The sequence below is a fragment of the Arcicella rosea genome, assembly GCF_040543805.1.
Classification (GTDB): Bacteria; Bacteroidota; Bacteroidia; order Cytophagales; family Spirosomataceae; genus Arcicella; species Arcicella rosea.
The window spans coordinates 22,181-44,619 of sequence record NZ_JBEUMS010000017.1 but is presented as its reverse complement, the minus strand read 5'-3'; the positions used below and the strand labels follow the sequence as shown (position 1 = coordinate 44,619).

Genomic DNA, 22,439 nt, shown 5'->3' with positions numbered 1-22,439 from the left:
AAAAATCTTAAGGAAATACAATCAATCCAATTCTATTGTAACAAAATCTATTATTTAAATACATTAGGTCTATGTTTCTACTTCATTCATCATTAAATCTGTTTTTCCAATTTAAAGTATCTCAAATCTTAATATTTGACATTAATCATACTTTTAAGAAACTGTACTCATAACGCCATTGAATGAATTGTGGCTAGCTTTGTATAAAATTATTTATAATAATTGTTTCTTTATTTTAAAATTTTGCGACTATACACTTGTTGTTCTCGTATATTTTATGAAAACACACAAAACTTGATGAAAATTTTGTAAAAACAACTTTTGAAGAATAAAAGTTATGAATACAAGTATATTTTCAATCAACGCTATCTTCTCAATTTTTTTACGTCGAAACGAGTAAATAAAAGCTGAAATAGGAAAATAAATTTTAATTATTTTTTAATATTTTACAGAAATAGCCAACTTAATTTCTTAACTTGGGATAACAAATTCTTCGTTTGCTTCAAAACAAATTGAAAATTTTATAAATAACATTGAAATTGTCTTATTTTTTACTTTTTTATTCACTCCATTTTTAACCGCCAATAAACAATGGAAAAACGCTTACTTTTTATCTTAATATACCTAGCTCCACTTCTAGGTTTTAGCCAAAGTATTGAAAGAATCAAAATTGCTTCTATCACTCCTAGCGAAAATACAGGACAAGATTATAGCCCATGGCTAAATGATGACTTGAATGATCAAGTACAAAGTGCTTGGACAGGAAATTTCAAATGGGTTGATGTAACGCTTTCATTAGAAAGGTCATGTAAAGTTTCTAAAATATCTTTATACGATGCGCAAGGAACTTTTGAAAATACTCCCGTATCAATTTATGCTACAGATGGCACAAACAAAGTACTCTTAGGTCTTTTTAAAGGGCTAACATATAATTCGTTTGTTGACATCATTCTCGATACTCCTGTCGATGCAAAGGCTATCATCATTCATAAATATGCCAATGATATTCCGCAAAAGGTTCAAATCTATGGTATTCCAACAAGTGCCATTATTGTTCCAACACAACCTGTTGTAACTCCTGCGCCAGTTGTTGTGGTTGCACCAACAGTTGCGGCAGAACGCATTAAAATAACTGCTGTAAAACCAAGCGAGGAAACAGGTCAGGACTTTACACCTTGGTTGAATGATGATTTAAACAATTACGTTGAAAATGCTTGGGGAAGTAGTAATAATAGATGGGTTGATGTAAAATTGACCCTAGAAAAACGCAGTAAAATCACAAAATTATCTTTGTATGATACAGAAGGGTCTTTCACTGAACACCCTGTATCTCTTTATGCCTTAGACGGAACGAATAAGACATTACTAGGTACTTTTGAAGGACTTACTTATAAAACATTTGTTGATATTGTGGTAGCAAGCCCATTTGATGCGGATGCCATTATAGTGCGTAAGTATGGAAATGATATTCCGCAAAAAGTATATGTTTATGGTTTAGCGGCTACAACTCCTGCTGTATCAACACAAGAAGAACCAGTTGTAACACCTGAGCCTAATCCAGTTGTGATTACTCCAACGCCCGCACCCACTCCAACAGAGCCAACGGCTATTCCAGAACGCATTAAAATCATTGCTGTAAAACCTAGCGAAAATACAGGACAAGACTTTACTCCTTGGTTGAATGATGATTTAAACAATTACGTTGAAAGTGCTTGGGGAAGTAATAACAATAAATGGGTTGATGTTAAACTGACACTAGAAAAACGCAGTAAAATCACAAAATTATCTTTGTATGATACAGAAGGAACTTTTACAGAGCATCCTGTTTCTCTTTATGCTTTAGATGGTGCGAATAAAGTATTACTCGGTACTTTTGAAGGACTTACTTATAAAACATTTGTAGATATTGTAGTGGCAAGCCCATTCGATGCTGATGCCATTATTGTTCGTAAATATGGAAATGATATTCCGCAAAAAGTATATGTTTATGGTTTAGCGGCCACAACTCCTGCTGTATCAGTACCAGAAGAACCAGTTGTAACGCCTGAACCTGATCCAGTTGTGGTTACTCCAACGCCTACACCTACTCCTGTTGTGAAAGGTACAAAAATTACAATCGACCCTAAACGTTGGTATGAACTTAACACAATTGGAAGAGGTTTAAAAGAATTAGTTGATGGCGATTTAACAACTACCGTTGAACAAAGTTGGGTAAAAGTATTGACAAATTACGATGCCTACTATCCACTTCTTGACGATGAGCAAATCACATTAGAGAGCATTCGTTTTTACGATGGTCAAGGGATTTTTACAAATGACCCTATGACGCTTTCTATCATTACAGATAAATGGGAAAGAATTCCAGTTGCCAAATTCACAGGAGAAGCCTACAATACATGGGTTGGACCAGACCCTGCTAATCCAAGTTCATTTGTATTAGCAACCCCTCCAACTGGAAAGATTAGATATTTGGTTATCAATACTCATGGACAATATCCAACTGAAATGGAATTATATGGTACACATACACCAAGTACAAAGCCAGTAACTGTTGCACACAACACCGTTAAAATGAGAGATGGGTTTGGTGCAAATGGTTTCGAATGGGATTTTTACAACCCATTTGATGCTGATGAAATCGACGAAACAAAATTCAATGCAGTTAAATCTTTCACAGGATTCCGTCATTATTTAGACTGGGATAAATTAGAAGCTCGTGAAGGAAGTTATACTTTCAACCCTACATTCAATGGTGGCTGGGATTACGACAAAGTGTATGAACGTTGTAAAAAACAAGGAATTGAAGTATTGGCTTGTATCCAAACAGCTCCAGACTGGCTTGTAAATACGTATCCAGAGGCTCAAAGAGATCGCAATGTTACTCCTGTTAAATACGGAAAATCTATCACTGACCCTGCTTCTTATATTGAGCAAGCTCGTGTTGCGTTTCAATATGCCGCTCGCTATGGAAGCAACCCTAATGTTGATAGAACTCTTTTAAGTGTTTATGACAAACCACGTTGGACTTTCGACCGTGTAAATACTATTAAAGTAGGTTTAGGAGTAGTAAAATATATGGAATGTGGTAATGAGCGTGATAAATGGTGGAAAGGACGTAGTGCATATCAAACCGCTCGTGAGCATGCAGCAAATTTATCTGCATTCTATGATGGACATAAAAACACAATGGGTCCTGGTGTTGGTGCTAAAAATGCTGACCCTAATATGAAGATTGTAATGGCTGGATTAGCCTCTGCATCAACTGATTATGTAAGAGGAATGATTGATTGGTGTAAAGAATTCAGAGGTTATAAAGCTGATGGAACTGTTGATTTATGCTGGGACGTAATCAATTATCATCTTTATTCAGATGATGCCAATTCAAGCCAAAGCGGAACATCTAGTCGTGGTGCGGCACCAGAAGTATCAAAAGCTGGACAAACAGCAAAAGATTTTGTTCAAATGGCTCATGATTATGCTTATGATATGCCTGTTTGGATTTCAGAATTAGGTTATGACCTTAACCAAGGAAGTGCCTTGAAAGCGATTCCAATTGGCAATAAATCTGAATATGTTACACAAGCAGATTGGACTTTAAGATCATCATTAATGTATAATCGTTTAGGAGTATCAAAAACTTTCTTTTATGAAATTTATGATGATGGCTTCGACAATCCGATACACTTTAGCTCATCTGGTTTAATTAATCAAGATAAAACTCGCAGACCTGCAGCAGATTATCTATATCAAACAAATAAATTGATGGGTGAATATGTATATAAAGAAACGATTTCTCAAGACCCAATGGTTGACCGTTACGAATTAAATGGTAAATCTGCTTATGTCTTATTTATTCCAGATGAAAAAGGTCGTACAGGAAGCTATACGTTGAATCTTGGAAATGTTTCTAAAGCAAATTTATATACCCCAAAAGTAGGCGCAGACTCTATGAGTGTTTCAGCTCTTAGTGGTAATGCAGGAGCATTTACATTAAATGTTACAGAAACGCCAATTTTCTTGATACCAACAGGAACAGAAACTGCAACAGTTAAAACGGGAAGCGTTACTCCTACTAAAGAAATGTTTAGCCTTGCTAGTACAGAAAAGTTAAGTAATGAAATGCCAGCGTTAACATCATTAAATACATATCCTAATCCAACAACTGATTATGTATTATTAACCCTTGAAAACGAAAGCACAGAAAATTTAGAAGTAAAAGTAAGCGACTTAACACTAGGCAGAGTAATGATTCAAGATGTTTATGAAAAAACTGGCGTAAAATTCTCTCAAAAAATAAGCCTTAGTGACTTACCTGTTGGAAGTTATGCAATAGAAGTGGTTCAAGGAAAAGATCAAATGGTGAAAAAAATCATTAAAACAAATTAGAATAAACTTAGCTGCCCTATAATTTTTTTAGTGGCAGCTAAGTATGGTTTTCTTTTTCCTGTATTAATTAATTTTACATCTGTTCTGAAAACCGTTCCTAATTGCATTTGGCTACGTTGTTTTCGGGAACAGCTCACCCACAAAACTGGAACTTTTTGACCTTCTTTTGGGCGTACTCTTATTCTTTTACTTTTAGCATCGTAAATTGTGGATAAAAATATATCCTTAAAATAAATTGATTCAGCCATAACCTTTTAGTATTTAAGCAATTACAATTTAAGCAAAATCATTCATATTCAATAAAGGAAGACTTCTATTTAATTGGAAGTCTTCTTTTGTTTTAAACCCATTACTGATGGTTCTCTTCCATCAAAAAACTTCATTTCTTAGTAATATTTTACAAAAAAGACAATTAAAATCATATTTTTTGTTGATAAGTTTATATAATTTTGCAAAACTAAAGATTACTTAACCAAAAACAATTACTAAACATTAAATAAGGGCGCATTTTGGCTTGATTTAGCCAAAACTGTTCCTGATATTGAATAGACAAATACCATGTCAAAATTAAAATACTTTTTCCTTTACTTATGCTGTATGCTAAGTATGGATTTATTGGCTTCACCAGCTAAACAAATAACGGTGGCGAAAGATGGTAGCGGAGATTTTAAAAGTATCCAAGAAGCTTTTGATGCTATTCCTCTTAACAATAATAGCCCTGTTTTTATCTTTGTTAAAAACGGCACTTATAAGGAAAAAGTCGTACTAGATTCTACCAAAAATATGGTGACGCTCGTCGGAGAAAATGCCTCTGGTACCATTTTAACTTTCGATGATTATTCTGGGAAATTAGGGAAAAACGGCATAAAAATAAGTACTACCACTTCTGCATCGGCAAGAATTGTTGCAGATGATTTTACTGCCGTAAACATTACTTTTGCAAATGGTGCTGGTCCTGTAGGACAAGCAGTAGCGATGTTGGTTGATGGCGATAAGGCTCGTTTTATCAATTGTCGCTTTCTAGGATTTCAAGATACATTATATCCTAAGCGTGCTGGTACTCGACAGTATTATAAAAACTGTTATATTGAAGGAACTGTCGATTTTATTTTTGGTTGGGCAATTGCTTATTTTGACCATTGCCAATTAAATGGTAAATTAGATGCAGGTTTTTTTACGGCTGCCTCAACACCAGAGAATCAATCTCATGGTTTTGTTTTTAACCGTTGTACTTTAACGGGAAGCGCCCCAGCCGCTACTTATTATTTAGGAAGACCGTGGCGAGATTATGCCAAAACTGTATTTTTATGTTGCGAAATGTCGAACATCATTAAGCCAGAAGGATGGCACAATTGGCATAAAGTAAATGCCGAAAAAACTGCTTTTTATGCAGAGTATCATTCAAAAGAAGTTGGTGGAATTTCGCAAGCAAGAGTACAATGGTCGAAACAATTAGAGAAATCAGACCTCAAGAAATATACAGTACAAAACGTACTTGGAGGAAATGACCAGTGGAAAGCGACAAAAGGACTTTCAAAACTGGTTAAAACAAAAGTTTAAGAACCCTCTTTGCTTTCAATTTGTAATTCAGCCTTGTATCATTCTGATGCAGGGCTTTTTTCTTGTTCCTCAGCTCTAGCCTCTTCTTGTTAAAAATCTTTCTTTCTAACAAAAAACACCCTATTTTTGCATTCTGATATGCAAAAAAAATCTTTCATAATACGGTTATTTAGCACATTATTGATGTGTCAAATATTGGTGTTTTCTGTTTATGGAAGAACTCTTTCGGTAAAACAGGCACAGTATTTTGGCAAACACAAATGCAAAATTGAAAGTCCTAGCGAACAACAAACCCTTGGCTCAAATATTAGAGTATTTATAGACTTAAACGCTACAGACGAGCAGCCCGAAACGTTATCAATCCTTTCTTGCATTCAAAATACCAATCCTTTAGCATTCCAGTTTGAAACGCCCTCTCATTTTAAACGATATTTTTATCAGATTTTATTTGAGCATTTTATCGCTAAAAATGCCCCTTGAATTTCTTCTTGAAAACAATTTCACAAAAGCTTTACAAAGTTTTTGATGATTTTACGTTATTCAATCACTAGTTTTATCAATTTATCGCTTTCCATTTATTAGAAAAATCTAAAAATGAAAGGCAATATCCTTACTGATTCCTGATTGTTTATTCAGGAAATAATCCTTTTGTCGCTACATCAGGATTCCAAAATCATATCATTATGTGGAATACAATTGCCAAATTAATCATCCAATATCGCATACTCTGGATAGGAATTATTCTCAGTTCAACGATTTTTATGGGTTATGAAGCTAGCAGAATTGAGCTTTCTTATGAAATTGCTAGGATTCTTCCCGCCTACGACCCTATCGAAAAAGAGTACCAAGATTTTCGTAAAACTTTTGGTGAAGACGGCAGTATCATGGTAATCGGCTGGCAGTCGCCAAAGCTTTTCGAATTAGAAAAGTATCAAAATCTGGTTAAGCTAACAGAAGATATTAAACAATTAGAAGGTATCAAAAACATTATTTCGATTGCTAATCTATACGAATTAAAGCGAAATGATGCCCTCAAAAAATTTGAAGTTGTACCAATTCATGGTAATACTTCTATTTCTCAAGTACAATTAGATTCTATTCAGCAAAAGGTTTTAGCCTTGAAATTTTATGACGGAAAGGTAATTAATCAAGAAAGCAATACGGCTTTGATGGCAATTACTTTCAATGAAAAAACATTGAATTCAGCCAATAGAATTGCCATTGTGAATCAGATAAAAAAACTGGCGACAGATTACTCCATTAAAAATCAGACCGAATTACACTTTTCGGGTATGCCTTTTATCCGTACCGCTACAATGCTAAAGGTTTCGAAGGAAATGAAACTGTTTATGGGTTTAGCCATTTTGATTACAGGTGTTATTCTCTGGTTCTTCTTCCGCTCAGTGCGCTTTACGCTTATTTCAATCGTTGTGGTATTGGTTGGTGTGATTTTTTCACTGGGAACGCTTCAATTAATTGGCTATAAAATCACAATTCTGACAGGATTAATTCCACCATTATTAGTTGTAATTGGAGTACCAAATGCCATTTTCTTGATTAATAAATACCAAGCAGAATTAATTCAGCATGGCAATAAAGAGCTGGCGTTGAAAAATATGATTACTGGCATTGGGCTTTCTACTTTCTTGGCGAATGTCACCACAGCCATTGGTTTCGGCGTTTTTTACTTTACCAACAGTAGCCTTTTAGTTGAATTTGGTGTCATTGCTGCACTCAATGTCATGATTACTTATCTGCTTTGTATTCTATTAATTCCGATTGCGCTGTTTTATATGGGCTTGCCAAAGGCTCGTCATTTAAAACATTTAGAAGTAAAATGGATTAATAATTTTCTAGCAAAAATCAATTACTTGGTACATCATCAACGAAAAGCCATTTATTCTGTGGTTTTGGTTGTGGTTCTCATTTCGGCTTATGGCATCACGAAAGTACAAGTGATTGGTTACGTGGTTGATGATTTACCCAAAAATGACCCAATCTACACGGATTTAAGATTTTTCGAGAAAAATTTCAATGGTGTTTTGCCTTTCGAAATCATGATTGATACCAAAAAGCCAAATGGAGTTTTTGCAGATCAGGCTCGTACTTTATACAAAATCAAGGCTTTACAAAACAAAATGAGAGCCTATAAGGAATTCTCAAAACCATTATCAATTGTTGAAGCAACTAGATTTTTATATCAATCATATCGTGGTGGCGATGCTAAGTATTTTGTATTGCCGAACGTATTGGAACTTTCTAAATTGACGGAATATGTACAAAATGGTGGCGCTTCTTCAAAACAATTCAAGTCGTTTTTAAATGAAGATAAAAGCGTTACTCGTATCAGTTTCCAAATGGCTGATGTGGGTTCTGTTCGTATTAAAGAATTAATAGACGAAATTCGCCCACAAGTAGATGAAATATTCGACCCAAAAGAATACAAAGTAAGTTTAACAGGACACAGTTTGGTTTTCTTGAAAAGTAACGATTACTTACTTTCAAATCTTTACGAAAGTTTACTGATTGCCATCGGTTTGATTGCCATTGTTGGTATGGCTCTCTTCCGTTCTATTCCAGTAATTATTCTTTCAAAACTTCCTTGTTTAATTCCTTTGGCATTAACAGCGGGTTTGATGGGTTTCTGGGATATACACTTTAAACCATCTACCATTCTTGTATTTAGCATTACTTTCGGAATTGCTTCCGACGGAACAGTTTACTTCCTAACAAGGTATCGTCAGGAATTATACGAAAGAGGTCATAGCGTTTCGCAAGCCATCACCAACAGTATTTTCGGCACGGGTTTAAGCATGGTTTATACCGCCATTATTCTTTTCTGTGGGTTTTCAATTTTTGCGGTTTCAAGTTTTGGTGGTACTGCGGCAATGGGCGTAATGGTTTCAATTACTTTATTGGTTGCGATGGTTACTAATCTGATTTTATTGCCATCATTATTACTAACGATTGCAGACTATCAACAAAAAAAGAAAACGGTTTAGTTAAAAGAGTAAAGTACTAGAACGTAATTAGTTATATGTCAAAATAAGGCATTTTAGCTGTTTTTCATTTAAAATATTGCCTTTGTTAAATTTTATTTAGACTTATTTCAAATAATGCTTGATTTAATTCTTTTTGAAGCTTAATTTTGAGGAAGATAAAAAATGAGAATCAATGTTATTTTCGAGTACTTACCAACATGAATTATTCACAACCCAAAAGGGAAGTGTGTTGCAATGCGATTTATCGGATAAAATTTATTTGAATTTTAAAGAATTGACCTTTGCTTTTAAAATTCAAGATTTTTTAGCTTTCAGAAGAAAAGTTCAAGCGGTTAATATTCATGAAATGATTTTTAACATTTCAGATCAATATGACTTTGAGATTCTTGAGTTTCCTCAAAATCAACTTTCGCTTAAATTAACTTTATGTGATATTGTTCAATTAAGAGAATTGCTTGATGGAGCAAGATTCGCACTTGAAATGTATTCGATGTTGCACGAGGTATTGGGAGACTTCGAGGTTGTTTAGACTTAGTACAAATTCTAAGCATTTTTCTTCAATACCAAAGCTTTCTATTTCCTTTTTTAGTAATTTGACCTATATAAAAAAGAGAAACAACATGAAAGATTTATTAAGACTCCGTACTTCTCTTAAAGAAGAAATCGAAATAGCATTAAATGCTCAGTGCAAGATAGAAGCTGAGGCTTCTCAAAGATATTTAGCGATGGCTTCGTGGCTAGATAGAAATGGATATGCAAAGTCTGCTGAATATCTTTACAAACAAGCTGAAGAAGAAAGAGAACACTTCCTTAAGATTTTTAAATATATCACAGAAGTAGGCGGAACTGCTATTACACCCGTGATTGATGAAGTAGCGCAAGAATTCGCTTCTTTAAAAAGTGTTTTTGAAATCGCTTTACAAAGTGAAATTGCAGTAACCATTTCAATCAATAAAATTGTAGCAAAAGCCCGTGAAGTAAACGATTATGCTACGGAAGATTTTATGATGTGGTTTGTAACTGAACAAAGAGAAGAAGAAAAGAATGCTCGCAGAGCCTTAGAATTGTTTGATTTGATTGATTCAGAAAGCCCAACAGGGAAATTTGTTCTGGATAAAGAAATCGCAAAAATTGGTAGCGACGAGTAATAAAATCATTATAATGAAAAAGGGCTTTCTGAGTAATTCAGAAAGCCCTTTTTGCTTTAGCTTAAAATTATTTCCTTAAAAAGTTTATCTGCTTGCCATATCGAAACCTCAGTAAACCATTGATTACTGGGTTGAAAACACATCACCGGAGCATGCTTGCAATGATCGGTACATTCTATTTTGACGATACCGACAGTATCATCCATACCATGCTTTTTGATAGACTCCTTCAAAAATTTTCGGACATCTTTATGCTTGCCGCATTTTTTTCCATCGCATACAAAAATTGTTTTTTCTGGGAAGCTCATCTCTTTATCAATTAAAATACGAAACAAATATACATTGATATATCTATTTCGTATTTCAATTTGCCTTTTATTTCCAATCAGGAATTAGGACTTGAATTTATCATTCGTCTTGTATCTTTTCTCTAAAATCTTTCTTCTTAAAAGCTAATTTTTAAAAGAATACAAATCGCTATTAATCAGATATTTATTAATTAACGAACGAATTTCTGTTTGGCGTTGAGCAGCATTTTTTACTTCTTTTTTCTTGAATCCTTCTACTAAATCATCTAATTCTTTCCACAACATTTTTCCATCTTCTGACTTTGCTTTTAGGCTTATACCTTTGTTTTGGGCAATCAATTGCCCCCAAACGGCACGTACATCTACCCAGTACTCTCTGTTTTTTGCCCAAAAATCAATGGCTTGTTTACATTTAGCATCATCTACTTTTTGATAATCATTCAATCCTTTTTCTTGAGCCAATAATTTATCGCCCGAAGCATCACGAATTACTTTATCGTTATCTTGTTCGTGCAAATAACCCGCAGGCGTAACATGAATACGATTATTTCTTCTTAATACTTGATAATCAGAGCGTTTAGTATATTCTCTTCTTGGAAGTGGCGCATCTGTAATATTTGCCCAAAGATGCTTGCCATCTTTATGAATCCACGAAGCCGTACCTTCATAACGTGGCATATCATTTACTTCAAAAACAGATTGCGTCCATTGTCCTTTTACTTGGTTTTTAGGCAATTGTGTTGCTTTCCAAGTCATTCCTTTATCAAAAGCCAATAAATCTGTGTTTTCATACTGCCAATCTTCACGCCAGTGTTTTATCACCATTGTGTCATTAATGACTAGTAAGTGCATCAACACTAATTTATCTTTGCTTTCTTCATCTACAAAAACCCATTCTCTTCCACCTGTTACATAACGGTCGTGAAATTGATAGCTTTTTTCTGGTGCAAACGTTTCGGCGTAGCTAAATTTTATATCAAAACAACCACATTGACCTTTGATTGCCTTGATGTCTTCTGATTTTTGAGCATTTGCTAAGATTGATACTCCCATCAATACAATAGCGGTGAATAGTTTTTTCATGATATTTTTGACATTACTTTTTGTGATACTTCTTTGGAATGTTTAATCGTTTTTGACTGCTTTTTTTCCTTTTTTCTTCGACCCCACCAAATGTAAAAACCCGTAACAGGCAATGAAGCGGCAATAAACGAAGCCATAAAAGCTAATATCATACCTGTAAGCCCAAGTACTTTACCGACGTGGATATCATAAATCATCGCAGTGAATTTTTCTGCGCCTGTCTGTGTGTCGTAGGCTTTATTTTTGATTAGTTCGCCACTTTTTTGGTCGAATGTCAAGAAGCTTCTTTTGATATAATTATCGGCGTTGTGGTAAATATTGGCACGAATCGTCCCTTTGGAATTTTCTTTTTCTGGAAGGTTAAACATAAAAACCTTGCCCGCTGGCACTGTTTGATGTGCTTTGTCTGATATTTTCTGTAAAATGCGTGAAGTTTGAGCCGTCAATAAAGTATCAGAATTTACGGGTACTTCTTTGGCAGGAATATGCCCACCATTAGCAGTCCAAATCACCGTCGCTTTGAACCAATCGAAAGCAAACCAAAGCCCAGTAAGTGAAACACATAATGCTAACAATAAGCTATAAAAGCCTGGAACGTTATGTAAATCATAGTTTTTACGCTTCCATTGTGTCGTTTTTTTCCAGTCAAAACGAATACGTTGTTTTAGCGCTGCTTTATTTTTAGGCCACCAAAGGACTAAACCAGAAATCAATAAAACAATAAACATGACGGTACTCCAACCTACAATTTGTTTCCCGACTTTACCCAAAAGAAGGTCGTAGTGCAAACGCAAAACAATTGGGAAGAGCGTATATTTTGTGTTTTCTACATCCAATACTGCTCCGTTATAAGGATTCAGATAAACCGTGTAGTTGTACTCCCATTGTTGAAAATAATTCCAACCTTTAGCGTTGTATTTGAATGCTACAAATTGGTAACTTCCTTGTTTATCGACAGGAGTAACAATACGAGTAATGGGTTTCTCTTTCCCTAATTGGTCTTGAGCAATTGCATGGAGATTATCTAATGGCAAAGGAGGCTTTTTTTGTGCCGAAACATAAAGCTTATCAGCTTTCCACCAGTTTTGAAGTTCCTGTTCAAAACAGTAAATACAACCTGTTACCCCTAATATAAACACCACTAGCCCAGATACTAATCCGAGCCAGAGGTGTACTTGTCCAATGATTTTTTTAATGGTCATTTTATTAAAATTTGAAAGACATACTTACTGCATAATTCCTTAATGGTTGCGCATAACCATAAGCATCCCAGTTTTTCTGGTCTGTTAGGTTATTCACTTTTAGCCCAAATCTTACTTTTGGTAAATCGTAAAAAACAGTTGCATTCAGAAGTGTATAAGCTGGATAGTAGAAAGTATTGGCTGTTGAGAAAAACATTTTATCGACATAATAGCCTCCAAAGCCAAGTCCAAGGTTTTTAAGTGCTTTGTCTGTGAATTTATAACTAAGCCAGAAGTTGGCTACATTTTCAGGAGCAGAAGCTACTTTTTTACCTTCAGTAGTTTTATCGGTTGCTTTGATAATTCTGTTGTCGTTATAAGCATAGCCTGCGAAAATATTGAATCCCTTAAACGGATTGGCAACGATTTCAAATTCTAAACCTTTACTTTCCTGTTCTGCATCTTGAAAAGAAACTCCTTTTTCATCTCTACGAATGGCATCATCAATAGCGATATGATAATAGCTTAATGTTAGATTCAGTTTTTTATCAAGTAATTCTGTTTTAATTCCTCCTTCAGACTGCACAGCATAAATCGGTTTTGGAACAAATTGCTCGCCCGTTGGCTGATTAATAGGCGCTTGGTTTTGGAAACCACTCATATAATTTCCAAATACAACTACTTTATCTTTCAGTACTTGATAAACGAATCCTAATTTGGGTGCTAAAGCCGTTTGGTTATATTTGGGCGTTGATGGAATTCCTTTATAATTGAAATTATCAATTCTCAAACTCAACATTGCAGAGAGTCTGTCGGTTAAATTCACTACATCAGAAACATAAACACTGGTTGTAATTTGGTCGGCAACATCAAAAGGAACCATTCCACCACGATTCAAAATAGCTTGGTCAATTTTAGCTTTGGTTAGTGGACTTGAGGCTTTGGTAACATTTACGGTATCTATAAAACCATTGTTACTTACTAAAGAGTAATCGAATGTGCCATTAAAAAAGCGGTAATTAGCTCCTGCTAACATTTTATGGCTAATACTTCCTGTATTAAAAGTACCTGTAAAGTTTTGTTGGAAATTGGTATAATTATTGGCAATCGGGCCATAAATCAATACATTTCTGGCTACCAAAGTTGGCGAAAGCCAAGTGAGGTAGTTTTGATAACTGTGCTTTACATTTTCAGTCACGTATGAAAACAAGGTAGAAGAATTCCAATTGCTAGCAATTTTATAATTAGCCTCTAAAAAGTATTTAGAAGAAAATGTTTCAGCATTGGCATCATCGTTGAAAAGGCTTTTCTTGTAATCTATCGGAAATTGTTCTGGGCTAGTATAACCTGAAGGATTATTGACTCGAGTATAAATAGAACGAGTTTGGTTGATGCTCAAAAATTCAATGTCCGCCAAAATACGTAAACGATTATTGATTTGATAAGAAAAACTTGGGGCAATCAAAAACGTATTATTATGTCCTTGACTTAAATGACTATACTGTCTGTTTAGAACAGTATTTACTCTTAACAAAGCCGTTTTATCTTCATTCACAGGCGTATTAATATCGGCGGTAACACGATTAAGTCCGAAACTTCCAAGAGTATAAGAAACATCTCCTTTGAAAGTTTCAAAAGGTTTCTTTGTCACCAAATTCACCACGCCACCAAAAGAAGAAATGGACGCTCCAAACAATGTTCCCGATGGACCTTTGATAACTTCAATGCGTTCAACATTTCCGATTTCAACGGATGAGCGAGAAGCAGTTGTTTCCATTCCATTTCGGGCATTGATTCCCGTAGAAAAACCTCTTGAAGTAATTCCAAAACCACCAGCAGGATAATTGATGGGAGCAGCTCCCACCGCATTTGCCAATGCTCCATTAATATTGGTTACTACTTGTTCTTGCAGTAATTCTTTAGGAATTACGGTGTAAACCTGTGGATTTTCAAGGTTTTTCAAAGGCAAACGAGCTACAAAATCCGTTTCTTTTTGCGAAAATTTATTAGAATTCGACTGCACAACAACTTCTTGTAATTGATTCGCATTTTCAGCTAAAGTAAAATTTACTACTAAAGTTTGCCCAGCTTTTACTTCAATTTCTTGTTCTTTGGTTTCAAGTCCAACCAAACTTACCTTTAGTTTATACGTTCCAGCTTTGATGCGTTCAATTTTGTATTCTCCGTTTTCGTTAGCAATTGTTCCTTTGTTTGTTCCGTTTAATTGTACGTTTACAAATTCAGCAGGTTTGCCATCGGAAGTATTTATTTTCCCTTTAATGGTAGCATTTTGCCCAAATGACAAAATGCTACAGATGGTTAAGAGGTAGGTTAAATATAATTTCATGATTTCTATTTTCTCTTAAAGAATAAAAGTTTAGAATTTAAGAATGAGGTTTGCTAAAATATTGAATGGTTTCTGAGGCGAACCCGCTGAACTCCAATATTGTTGGTCGAGTAGGTTATTCGCTTTTAGCGCTAATCTGTATTTAGGTTGGTCATAAAAAATAGAGGCATTGAGCAAAGTATAAGATGGAATAACGAAGACATTGGTACTCTCGAACCAAGATTCTCCCACATAATTCCCTCCTACTCCCAAACCAACTCCTCTAAAATCTCCTTTCGTGAGATAATAACTTACCCAAATATTGGCTACATCTTTCGGACTAGCCGTTAGCGATTTACCATTTAAGGCTTCAGATGCTTTGGTGTATTTATTCTCATTTTTGGCATAACCCGCAACGATATTTAAACCTGAAATTGGGTTAGCGATAAGTTCTACGTCCCATCCTTTGCTATTCTGCGTACCGTTTTGAAGCGTAAAACTCTGACCATTAATTACTTCTGTACGAGTAGCGTTGGTTACAGAAATATCGTAATAACTGATAGAGGCATTCAGTTTGTTTTTTACCAAATCAAGTTTTACTCCTGTTTCCCATTGATTAGCATATTGAGGCTTCAATACTAAAACGGTATTATCTGGCTGATTAACAGGTGCTAAATTCACAAAGCCATTCATATAATTGGCAAAAAGAGCAACTTTTTCTTTTAATGGCTGATAAACTAATCCCATTTTTGGAGATAATGAAGTTTGTTCGTAACCTCCTTTAAATGTTCCTGTAGAAAGCGTATAATCACCTTTTGTTGAGTACCTATCTACACGCAAGCTCAACATTGCCATTAATTCTGGCGTAATATTGATAACATCAGAAGCATATACTCCAAGAGATTTAGAATTGAAAGTGGTAGTCGTAAAACCTCTTTTTACTGATAATTCATTAATCTTATAGACATTAAAATCTTTTACGGCTTTATTAATATTCAGCGTATCATAAGTAATCGTTGAACGATTAAGTGCATTATAATTCACACTATAATCGACACCAACAACCATTCTATTTTTCAGTGAACCTAGCGTAAAATCTCCGATGAAATTTTGTTGAAAATGTACATTCCCAAAAGTTTCAGGCGTTTGGTTTCTCACAGTTCGCATCACGGTAGAATCCGTTAACATCGACAGCGTTGTCCAATAAAAATGTTCGTAAGCTCCTTCTGAAAACAAAAACTTCGTTTCCGATTTCCAATTTTTAGAAAGCTTGTACTCCATTTGTCCGCCAAAATTTGTCGCACGGTTTTGAACATCAACGTTATTATTGGTCAACGAACGATTATATCCAAGTTTTAACTCATCAAAACTTCTTGCTTTCACTCTTGCAAGCGAAGCAATGGCAAAACTTGACACCGTATAAGTACTTCTAGTAATATCAAGGTCAACTGTAAATTTTAAGCGGTCATTTACTTGGTAGGTAATCGTTGGAGCGATAGTAAAATTTCTAGCAAAACCTTGGTCTTGGAATGAATCCTCCGATTGCCATCCAGTGTTCAATCTGAAAAGTGCCGTTTTTTCATCATTCAATGGCACATTAACATCTGCGGCTACTCTTGAAAAACCAAAACTTCCTGCCGTAAAACTTACGTCTCCACCAAAAGTGTCGTATGGTTTTTTCGTTACATAGTTAAAAACACCTCCAAAAGTAGCATTTCTATTTCCTCCGAATAAAGTCCCCGAAGGTCCTTTCAATACTTCTACTCTTTCTAAAATAATTGGATTCATCGGAGCAACGGCACTGGTAATCATACAGTTACGCATTCCAACGGTTGTAGCGAATCCTCTTGTTGTCATTCCTTGCGAGCCCCCTGCTGAAAAATTTGGCACAGCTCCTGGAACATTTCTGTATAAATCTGAACGTTCTGTAATTACTTGCTCTTGCATCAACGCTTTTCCAACCACACTATATACTTGTGAGTTTTCTAGGTTTTTCAAGGGCATTCTAGCCACACTTTCTGTTTCTTTTTGCGAAAATTTATTGGTATTCGACTGAACAACAACTTCTTGCAATTGATTCGCACTTTCAGCTAAGGCAAAATCAATTATTAACGTTTCACCTGCTTTTACTTCAATTTGTTGTTCTTTCGTTTCCAGTCCAACCAAACTTACTTTTAGTTTATATGTTCCTGCTTTGATACGTTCAATTTTGTATTCTCCGTTTTCGTTAGAGATTGTTCCTTTGTTCGTTCCGTTTAATTGTACATTTACAAATTCGGCAGGTTTGCCATCAGAAGTACTTATTTTTCCTTTGATAGTAGCATTTTGAGCAAATGCGATGACATTAAAGAGTAAAAACACTATGGTAAAATATGATTTCATTTCGATTTTTTTTATTGGGTTTTTCGGAAAATATTAAAAAGCATAGCCAACGCTCAACATCCAGTTGCGTGGTGCGCCCGGGAACATTCTGATTTTATCGTATCCGCCCACCCAATAAGTTTTATTGGTTAAGTTGTTAGCGTTTAATTGAATCTGACATTTAGCAATCTTATAGTAAATTGCTCCTGTAAAAAGCTGATATGTTGGAATTACTTGTGGTTCAGCATTCGCTGCCACAATTGAACCCAAACGTTCAGTGGCGAAATTTGTTCCTAAACCAATGCCCAGTCCGCTTAAACTTCCTTTTCCGATAACATATTTTGTCCAGATATTTCCTTGGTGTTTTGGTGCATTTGGCTTCTGGCGACCGATTAAAGTTTCGTCTTTACTTTGGGTAAAAGTGGCGTCGTTGTAGGAATAATTGATGATTAAATTCCAATTGGTAGCCAATTGTCCGATAACATCCAATTCTATCCCTTTTGATACTTCACGTCCTACTTGTGTCAATAAATCAGGTTGACCACTTACGCCCGCATTGTACAAAGCGCCATCAACCGTTAATTGATAGATTGAAACATTGGCTGTTAATCTCTTATCAAACCAATCAGATTTTGCACCAACTTCATAAAGTGTACTGTAAAGTGGATCGAAAGGACCGCCAGCATTTACGTTAGAAAGTGCTGTAGAAGTTTGTGGCTGATAACCTTTCACGAAAGTACCATAAGCATTCACGTTTTTATTTAGGCTATACACCAAGCCTAATCTTGGAATAAGAGCTTTTTGAGTTACTTTATTCTCGGTAGCTGTTTTATAATTTTCTAAATCCGTAAAATAATCTTGACGTAAACCTAAGAGTACTTGTAGCTTTTTATAAGTAATCTGGTCTTGCAAATACACGCCTTGCGTTGAATAAAACGTTGGTGCATAGTCTGTTCTTTGATAGAAATATTTACTCATATCCGCCAAAAAGTAAGGATTAGCTGCCGTTAAATCATAATGAGCAACATTCGGAACGGGATTTCCTTTGGCATCTAATAGGTAATTAGCTTTTTTCGTTGGGTCATATGTATTGATACTTCCTGTATTAGTAGCATTTCTATAACCTCTCGCCGTAAGTTGCGAACCGCCTGCGGCTAATACTTCTTGGGCATAATCATAACCCAAAACTACCTTATGGGCAGTTTGTCCTAAGTCAAAATCAATGTTGAAGTAATTAGAAACATTATCAACATTGAAGGTTCTTTTACGGATAAAAACCTGCATTTCAACCTGCGAATCTATCAATGCTCCTGCCGCATCTTTGGCATAAGTATTGGCAGAACGGTGTTCCAATAAATCTTCGTCATAAGCAGTACGCATGAATGACGAATTGAAACTAACATGATTTGAAAACTTATGATTTAAGGAAATCGTAGCATTATATACGTTTTCTTTCAAATAATCATTTGAACGGTTTAATGATTTAGAAATCGGGGTAGAATATAAATCTCCTGTTCCCAATACTGATTGACCTCTATCTAATCGAGAATCAGCACTTTGTAGAACAATATCAAAATTTAAACGGGTTTTATTATTGGGTAAGAAGGAAAAAGACGGAGCAATGATATAGTTTTTTTCGAATTGTAAATCTCGGAATGAACCAGAATTTTCATAGCCCAAATTCAAACGATACAAGAGTGTTTTCTCTTCGTTCATTGGCCCTGTAAAGTCGGCTGTAGTACGGAAATTAGCAAAACTTCCCATCGAAATATTGAAAGATTGGCGTTTTTCGTCCAGAGGTTTTTTCGTTACACGATTCAAAGAACCGCCCGCCGCTGCATTTCCAAATAATGCTGATGATGGGCCCTTGATGACTTCTACTCGTTCGATATGTGGAATCAATTGCTGTTTCCAGAAACTTGTAAAAGCACGCATTCCGTTTACTAACATCGAATAATTATCGTTTCCACTTACACGATGTCCTCTGATAGTCAAATCATTATAAAATGAAAACTGACTTACACCACTCATGTTTTTTACAATATCATTTACCCGAAAAGCAGCTTGGTCTTGAATCAATTCTTTGGTAACATAACTGATTGACTGCGGTAAATCTTTCAATGCCGTTGCCGATTTAGAACCGATAAACGTTGAATTGTTCTTGTATTCAGTTTCTTTTCTACCTGTAATTTCAACGGTTTGTAATTCCGTTAGCGATTCATTTAATTGAATCACTAACGGTGAATTTTCAGAGGTAACTTTTATTTTTTGAAGAATCGTTTCATAACCAATTCCCGAAAGCTGTAAAGTATATTCGCCTTCTTTGATGTTGGCAATTGAGAAAAAACCATCTTGATTAGTCGTTGTTCCAAACTTTGTACCTTTCAATATTACATTAATACCCGGCAATTTGATATTTTTTGTGTCAGAAATGCTTCCTGACAAAGTACTTTTCTGAGCAAAAACACACAAGCTCAGAAAAGTAAAAATACTTGTTAAATATAATTTCATGAATGATGAGATTTAAAATTTGAAAGTAACGCTACCCATTAAACGACGAGGCATTTGTGGTTCTACGGTTGACCAACCACTGAAATACTCTTTGTTGGTCAGGTTATCTACTTTTAAGCCCACTCTGAATTTTTGTACACTATAAAATACTGTTGCATTCAACACCGTATAACTTGGCAAAGTAAATACGCCCGTTATCGCATTGTTGGTGATTTCGTTTTTGCCAGCATAATTTCCACCAAAACCTAAACCTAAACCTTTGGCTTGTCCTTTTAAGAAAGTGTAGCTCGCCCAAAAATTCACCAAATCGGCTGGTCCAGCACTATTAGGGCGACGGTTCAATAAACTTTCAGCTACTTTAATTTGCTTACTGTCGTTATGAGCATAGCCAAACATTACATTTAAACCATTGATAGGATTCGCAACTAAATCAAATTCAACACCTTTACTTTGTTGAGAACCATCTTGAACAGTAACATTATATTGTCTTCCATCACGAATCAGGATGTCTGAACGAGTTATGTTATCAACCATAATATCATAATAACTTGCCGTTAAACTCAAGCGATTATGCAAAAGGTCTAGCTTAACACCACCTTCATACTGGTTCGCTTGTTGTGGTTTAAAAGTTCCATCAATATCTGCAAAAGGCTGCGTAACAGGCGCTACATTTCTGAAACCATTCATGTAATTACCAAAAATGGCTACTTTGTCTTTTAATAATTGGTACACCAAACCCAATTTTGGTGAAAAAGCATCTTGTTTATACTTACCAGTAGTTATGCCTGTAGCAAAATTGGTTGTTCCTACATTTTCAAAATGGTCGAAACGCAAACTTGCCATTACCATTAATTTCTCTGTAAGATTAAACACATCCGAAACATAAGCACTGTAGGTTTTAGATTCAGTTTGTGATTTCGTTGGTGCAGTATTGGTAGCCAATTTTGCATCTAAAGCTTGTTTCGTTAACATCGCATAACGTGGGTCGTTTTCTTTACTGGTATTTATTTGGTCGAATAAAATATAAGCCGAGCTATTGTTATGCGTAATGAGTTGTAGGTAATCTACACCAACCAAGAAACGGTTACGAATTTTACCAATGTTGAAATCGCCAATAAAGTTTTGTTGAAGATTCGTCGTTGTACCTGTGGCAGTTTGGTCGCTAATCAAGCGGTTAATCAAAGTATCACTTGCTTGTTGATACATAATATAAGAATAGTAACCATCTGAATTTCTGACACTTTTAGAAATGTTTGTTTGCGAAGTCCATTTATCGGAAATCTTGTAATTTGCCTGACCGAAAACATTGAGCGTATTGTTTGTAATCGTAATATCGTTACTTGTATAAGAACGGAAATAATTAAACTGTAATTCTTCTGGCGTTTTTGCGATTAATGGACGAGCTCTATTCAAGAAAATCATCAATGGATTTGTACCCGTTTGCGTCATGAACTCTGTCGTAATATTTACCGACAATTTATCATTCACTTTATAAGTAAGGCTTGGTGCCACAAAAGTACTTTTTCTAAAACCTGCATCTTGGAAACTACCTTGGTAATTCGTAGAACCGTTGATTCTCAACAAAGCGTGCTGTTCTTTATCAAGTGGTGTATTGACATCTACGGCAAGTCTGCTCAAATCATAACCACCTATTGAATAGCTGATTTCTCCGCCAAAACTTTCGTAGGGTTTCTTGGTAACGATGTTCAACAAGCCACCAAAAGAAATCAAACTACTGCCAAAAAGTGTTCCTGATGGTCCTTTGATACTTTCAATTCGTTCGATATTAGCAGGGTCAATTCCTCCGTTGGTTTGTCCAGCTACACCATTGATCATGGTTGGTTGTACCGAAAAACCACGCATCGAAAAATATCCCGCACCGTCTCCACCTCTTCCTGTGGCTGTCCAAAGGCGATTAACTCCCGGCGCATTTTTAATGGCATCGTCAAAACTTGTCACCAATTGTTCTTTCAAAAGTTCTTTACTTACCACATTATAAGCTTGTGGATTTTCAAGATTTTTCAAAGGCATCCTCGCCACAAAATCCGTTTCTTTTTGTGCGAATTTATTGTTGGCAGATACCACTACTTCTTGCAATTGATTGGCTGTTTCGGCTAAAGTAAAATCAACGACAAGTGTTTTTCCTGCTTTTACTTCTATGCGTTGTTCTTTCGTTTCTAATCCGATTAAACTTACTTTAATCGTAAAACTTCCTGCTTTTACACGCTCCAAACGATATGCTCCGTTTACGTCAGAAATTGTTCCTTTCGTCGTGCCGTTCAATTGTACATTTACAAATTCGGCAGGCTTGCCATCGGCAGTAGTTATTTTCCCTTTGATAATGGCATTTTGAGCAAAAACAGCATTGACAGTCATCAATAAAATGATGACGATAGCTGTACTCTTTCTAAAAAAGTATAAATTTTTCATGGGTTAATTATTGATTGTACTCAGTATTTTTAAGAATTTATTGAGGTTTTAACATGAGAATCCCCTACCCCAAAATTTCAGATTTGGGGTAATAATTGATTTTTAATAAACTTTACTTTGATAAACGATTCAAAACAAAACCA

At 35.3% G+C, this 22,439-nt stretch carries 14 protein-coding genes; 6 read left to right on the top strand and 8 right to left on the bottom strand.

Annotated features, from left to right (window positions below):
• The first annotated feature begins 591 nt into the window (after nucleotides 1-591).
• Entirely contained in the window at nucleotides 592-4,386 is a 3,795-nt protein-coding gene (locus ABID42_RS19700) for a T9SS type A sorting domain-containing protein (protein ID WP_367285112.1), read from the top strand.
• Here ABID42_RS19700 and ABID42_RS19695 read toward each other — a convergent pair.
• A complete protein-coding gene (locus ABID42_RS19695) occupies nucleotides 4,383-4,634 on the bottom strand; it encodes a hypothetical protein (RefSeq protein WP_323689476.1) in 252 nt (83 codons plus the stop codon). The two genes, ABID42_RS19700 and ABID42_RS19695, sit on opposite strands and share 4 nt — an antisense overlap.
• 310 nt (nucleotides 4,635-4,944) lie before the next feature.
• On the opposite strand from ABID42_RS19695, the gene ABID42_RS19690 reads away from it, so the two are divergent.
• The 5 genes from ABID42_RS19690 to ABID42_RS19670 all read left to right on the top strand — a co-directional run bounded on the left by ABID42_RS19690 (nucleotide 4,945) and on the right by ABID42_RS19670 (nucleotide 10,096).
• Complete coding sequence (locus tag ABID42_RS19690; protein WP_323689477.1) at nucleotides 4,945-5,946, top strand: pectinesterase family protein; 1,002 nt, start codon at nucleotides 4,945-4,947, stop codon at nucleotides 5,944-5,946.
• Nucleotides 5,947-6,129: 183 nt separating this feature from the next.
• Complete coding sequence (locus tag ABID42_RS19685) at nucleotides 6,130-6,426, top strand: hypothetical protein (RefSeq protein WP_323689478.1); 297 nt, start codon at nucleotides 6,130-6,132, stop codon at nucleotides 6,424-6,426.
• Nucleotides 6,427-6,629: 203 nt separating this feature from the next.
• On the top strand, nucleotides 6,630-8,948 hold the full coding sequence (locus ABID42_RS19680) for an efflux RND transporter permease subunit (RefSeq protein ID WP_367285111.1): 2,319 nt from the start codon (nucleotides 6,630-6,632) through the stop codon (nucleotides 8,946-8,948).
• Nucleotides 8,949-9,120: 172 nt separating this feature from the next.
• On the top strand, nucleotides 9,121-9,477 hold the full coding sequence (locus ABID42_RS19675) for a hypothetical protein (RefSeq protein ID WP_323689480.1): 357 nt from the start codon (nucleotides 9,121-9,123) through the stop codon (nucleotides 9,475-9,477).
• Nucleotides 9,478-9,568: 91 nt separating this feature from the next.
• Nucleotides 9,569-10,096, top strand: coding sequence for a ferritin (locus ABID42_RS19670; RefSeq protein WP_323689481.1), 528 nt, complete (start codon nucleotides 9,569-9,571; stop codon nucleotides 10,094-10,096).
• 56 nt (nucleotides 10,097-10,152) lie between these two features.
• Here ABID42_RS19670 and ABID42_RS19665 read toward each other — a convergent pair whose 3' ends face one another.
• The 7 genes from ABID42_RS19665 to ABID42_RS19635 form a co-directional block, all read right to left on the bottom strand.
• The gene (locus ABID42_RS19665) at nucleotides 10,153-10,404 is read right to left on the bottom strand and encodes a (2Fe-2S) ferredoxin domain-containing protein (RefSeq protein ID WP_323689482.1); all 252 of its coding nucleotides are present in this window, start codon (nucleotides 10,402-10,404) and stop codon (nucleotides 10,153-10,155) included.
• Between the two features lie 144 nt (nucleotides 10,405-10,548).
• Nucleotides 10,549-11,487: a DUF6607 family protein gene (locus ABID42_RS19660; protein WP_367285110.1), complete on the bottom strand. Its 939-nt coding sequence runs from the start codon at nucleotides 11,485-11,487 to the stop codon at nucleotides 10,549-10,551.
• Entirely contained in the window at nucleotides 11,484-12,689 is a 1,206-nt protein-coding gene (locus tag ABID42_RS19655) for a PepSY-associated TM helix domain-containing protein (RefSeq protein ID WP_367285109.1), read from the bottom strand. The genes ABID42_RS19660 and ABID42_RS19655 overlap by 4 nt, the downstream gene beginning before the upstream one ends.
• A gap of 4 nt (nucleotides 12,690-12,693) precedes the next feature.
• Nucleotides 12,694-15,015, bottom strand: coding sequence for a TonB-dependent siderophore receptor (locus tag ABID42_RS19650; protein ID WP_367285108.1), 2,322 nt, complete (start codon nucleotides 15,013-15,015; stop codon nucleotides 12,694-12,696).
• A 30-nt stretch (nucleotides 15,016-15,045) separates the two neighbouring features.
• Complete coding sequence (locus ABID42_RS19645; RefSeq protein ID WP_367285107.1) at nucleotides 15,046-17,376, bottom strand: TonB-dependent siderophore receptor; 2,331 nt, start codon at nucleotides 17,374-17,376, stop codon at nucleotides 15,046-15,048.
• 33 nt (nucleotides 17,377-17,409) lie between these two features.
• Nucleotides 17,410-19,866: a TonB-dependent siderophore receptor gene (locus ABID42_RS19640; RefSeq protein WP_367285106.1), complete on the bottom strand. Its 2,457-nt coding sequence runs from the start codon at nucleotides 19,864-19,866 to the stop codon at nucleotides 17,410-17,412.
• 12 nt (nucleotides 19,867-19,878) lie between these two features.
• On the bottom strand, nucleotides 19,879-22,296 hold the full coding sequence (locus ABID42_RS19635; RefSeq protein WP_367285105.1) for a TonB-dependent siderophore receptor: 2,418 nt from the start codon (nucleotides 22,294-22,296) through the stop codon (nucleotides 19,879-19,881).
• Nucleotides 22,297-22,439: the final 143 nt, after the last annotated feature.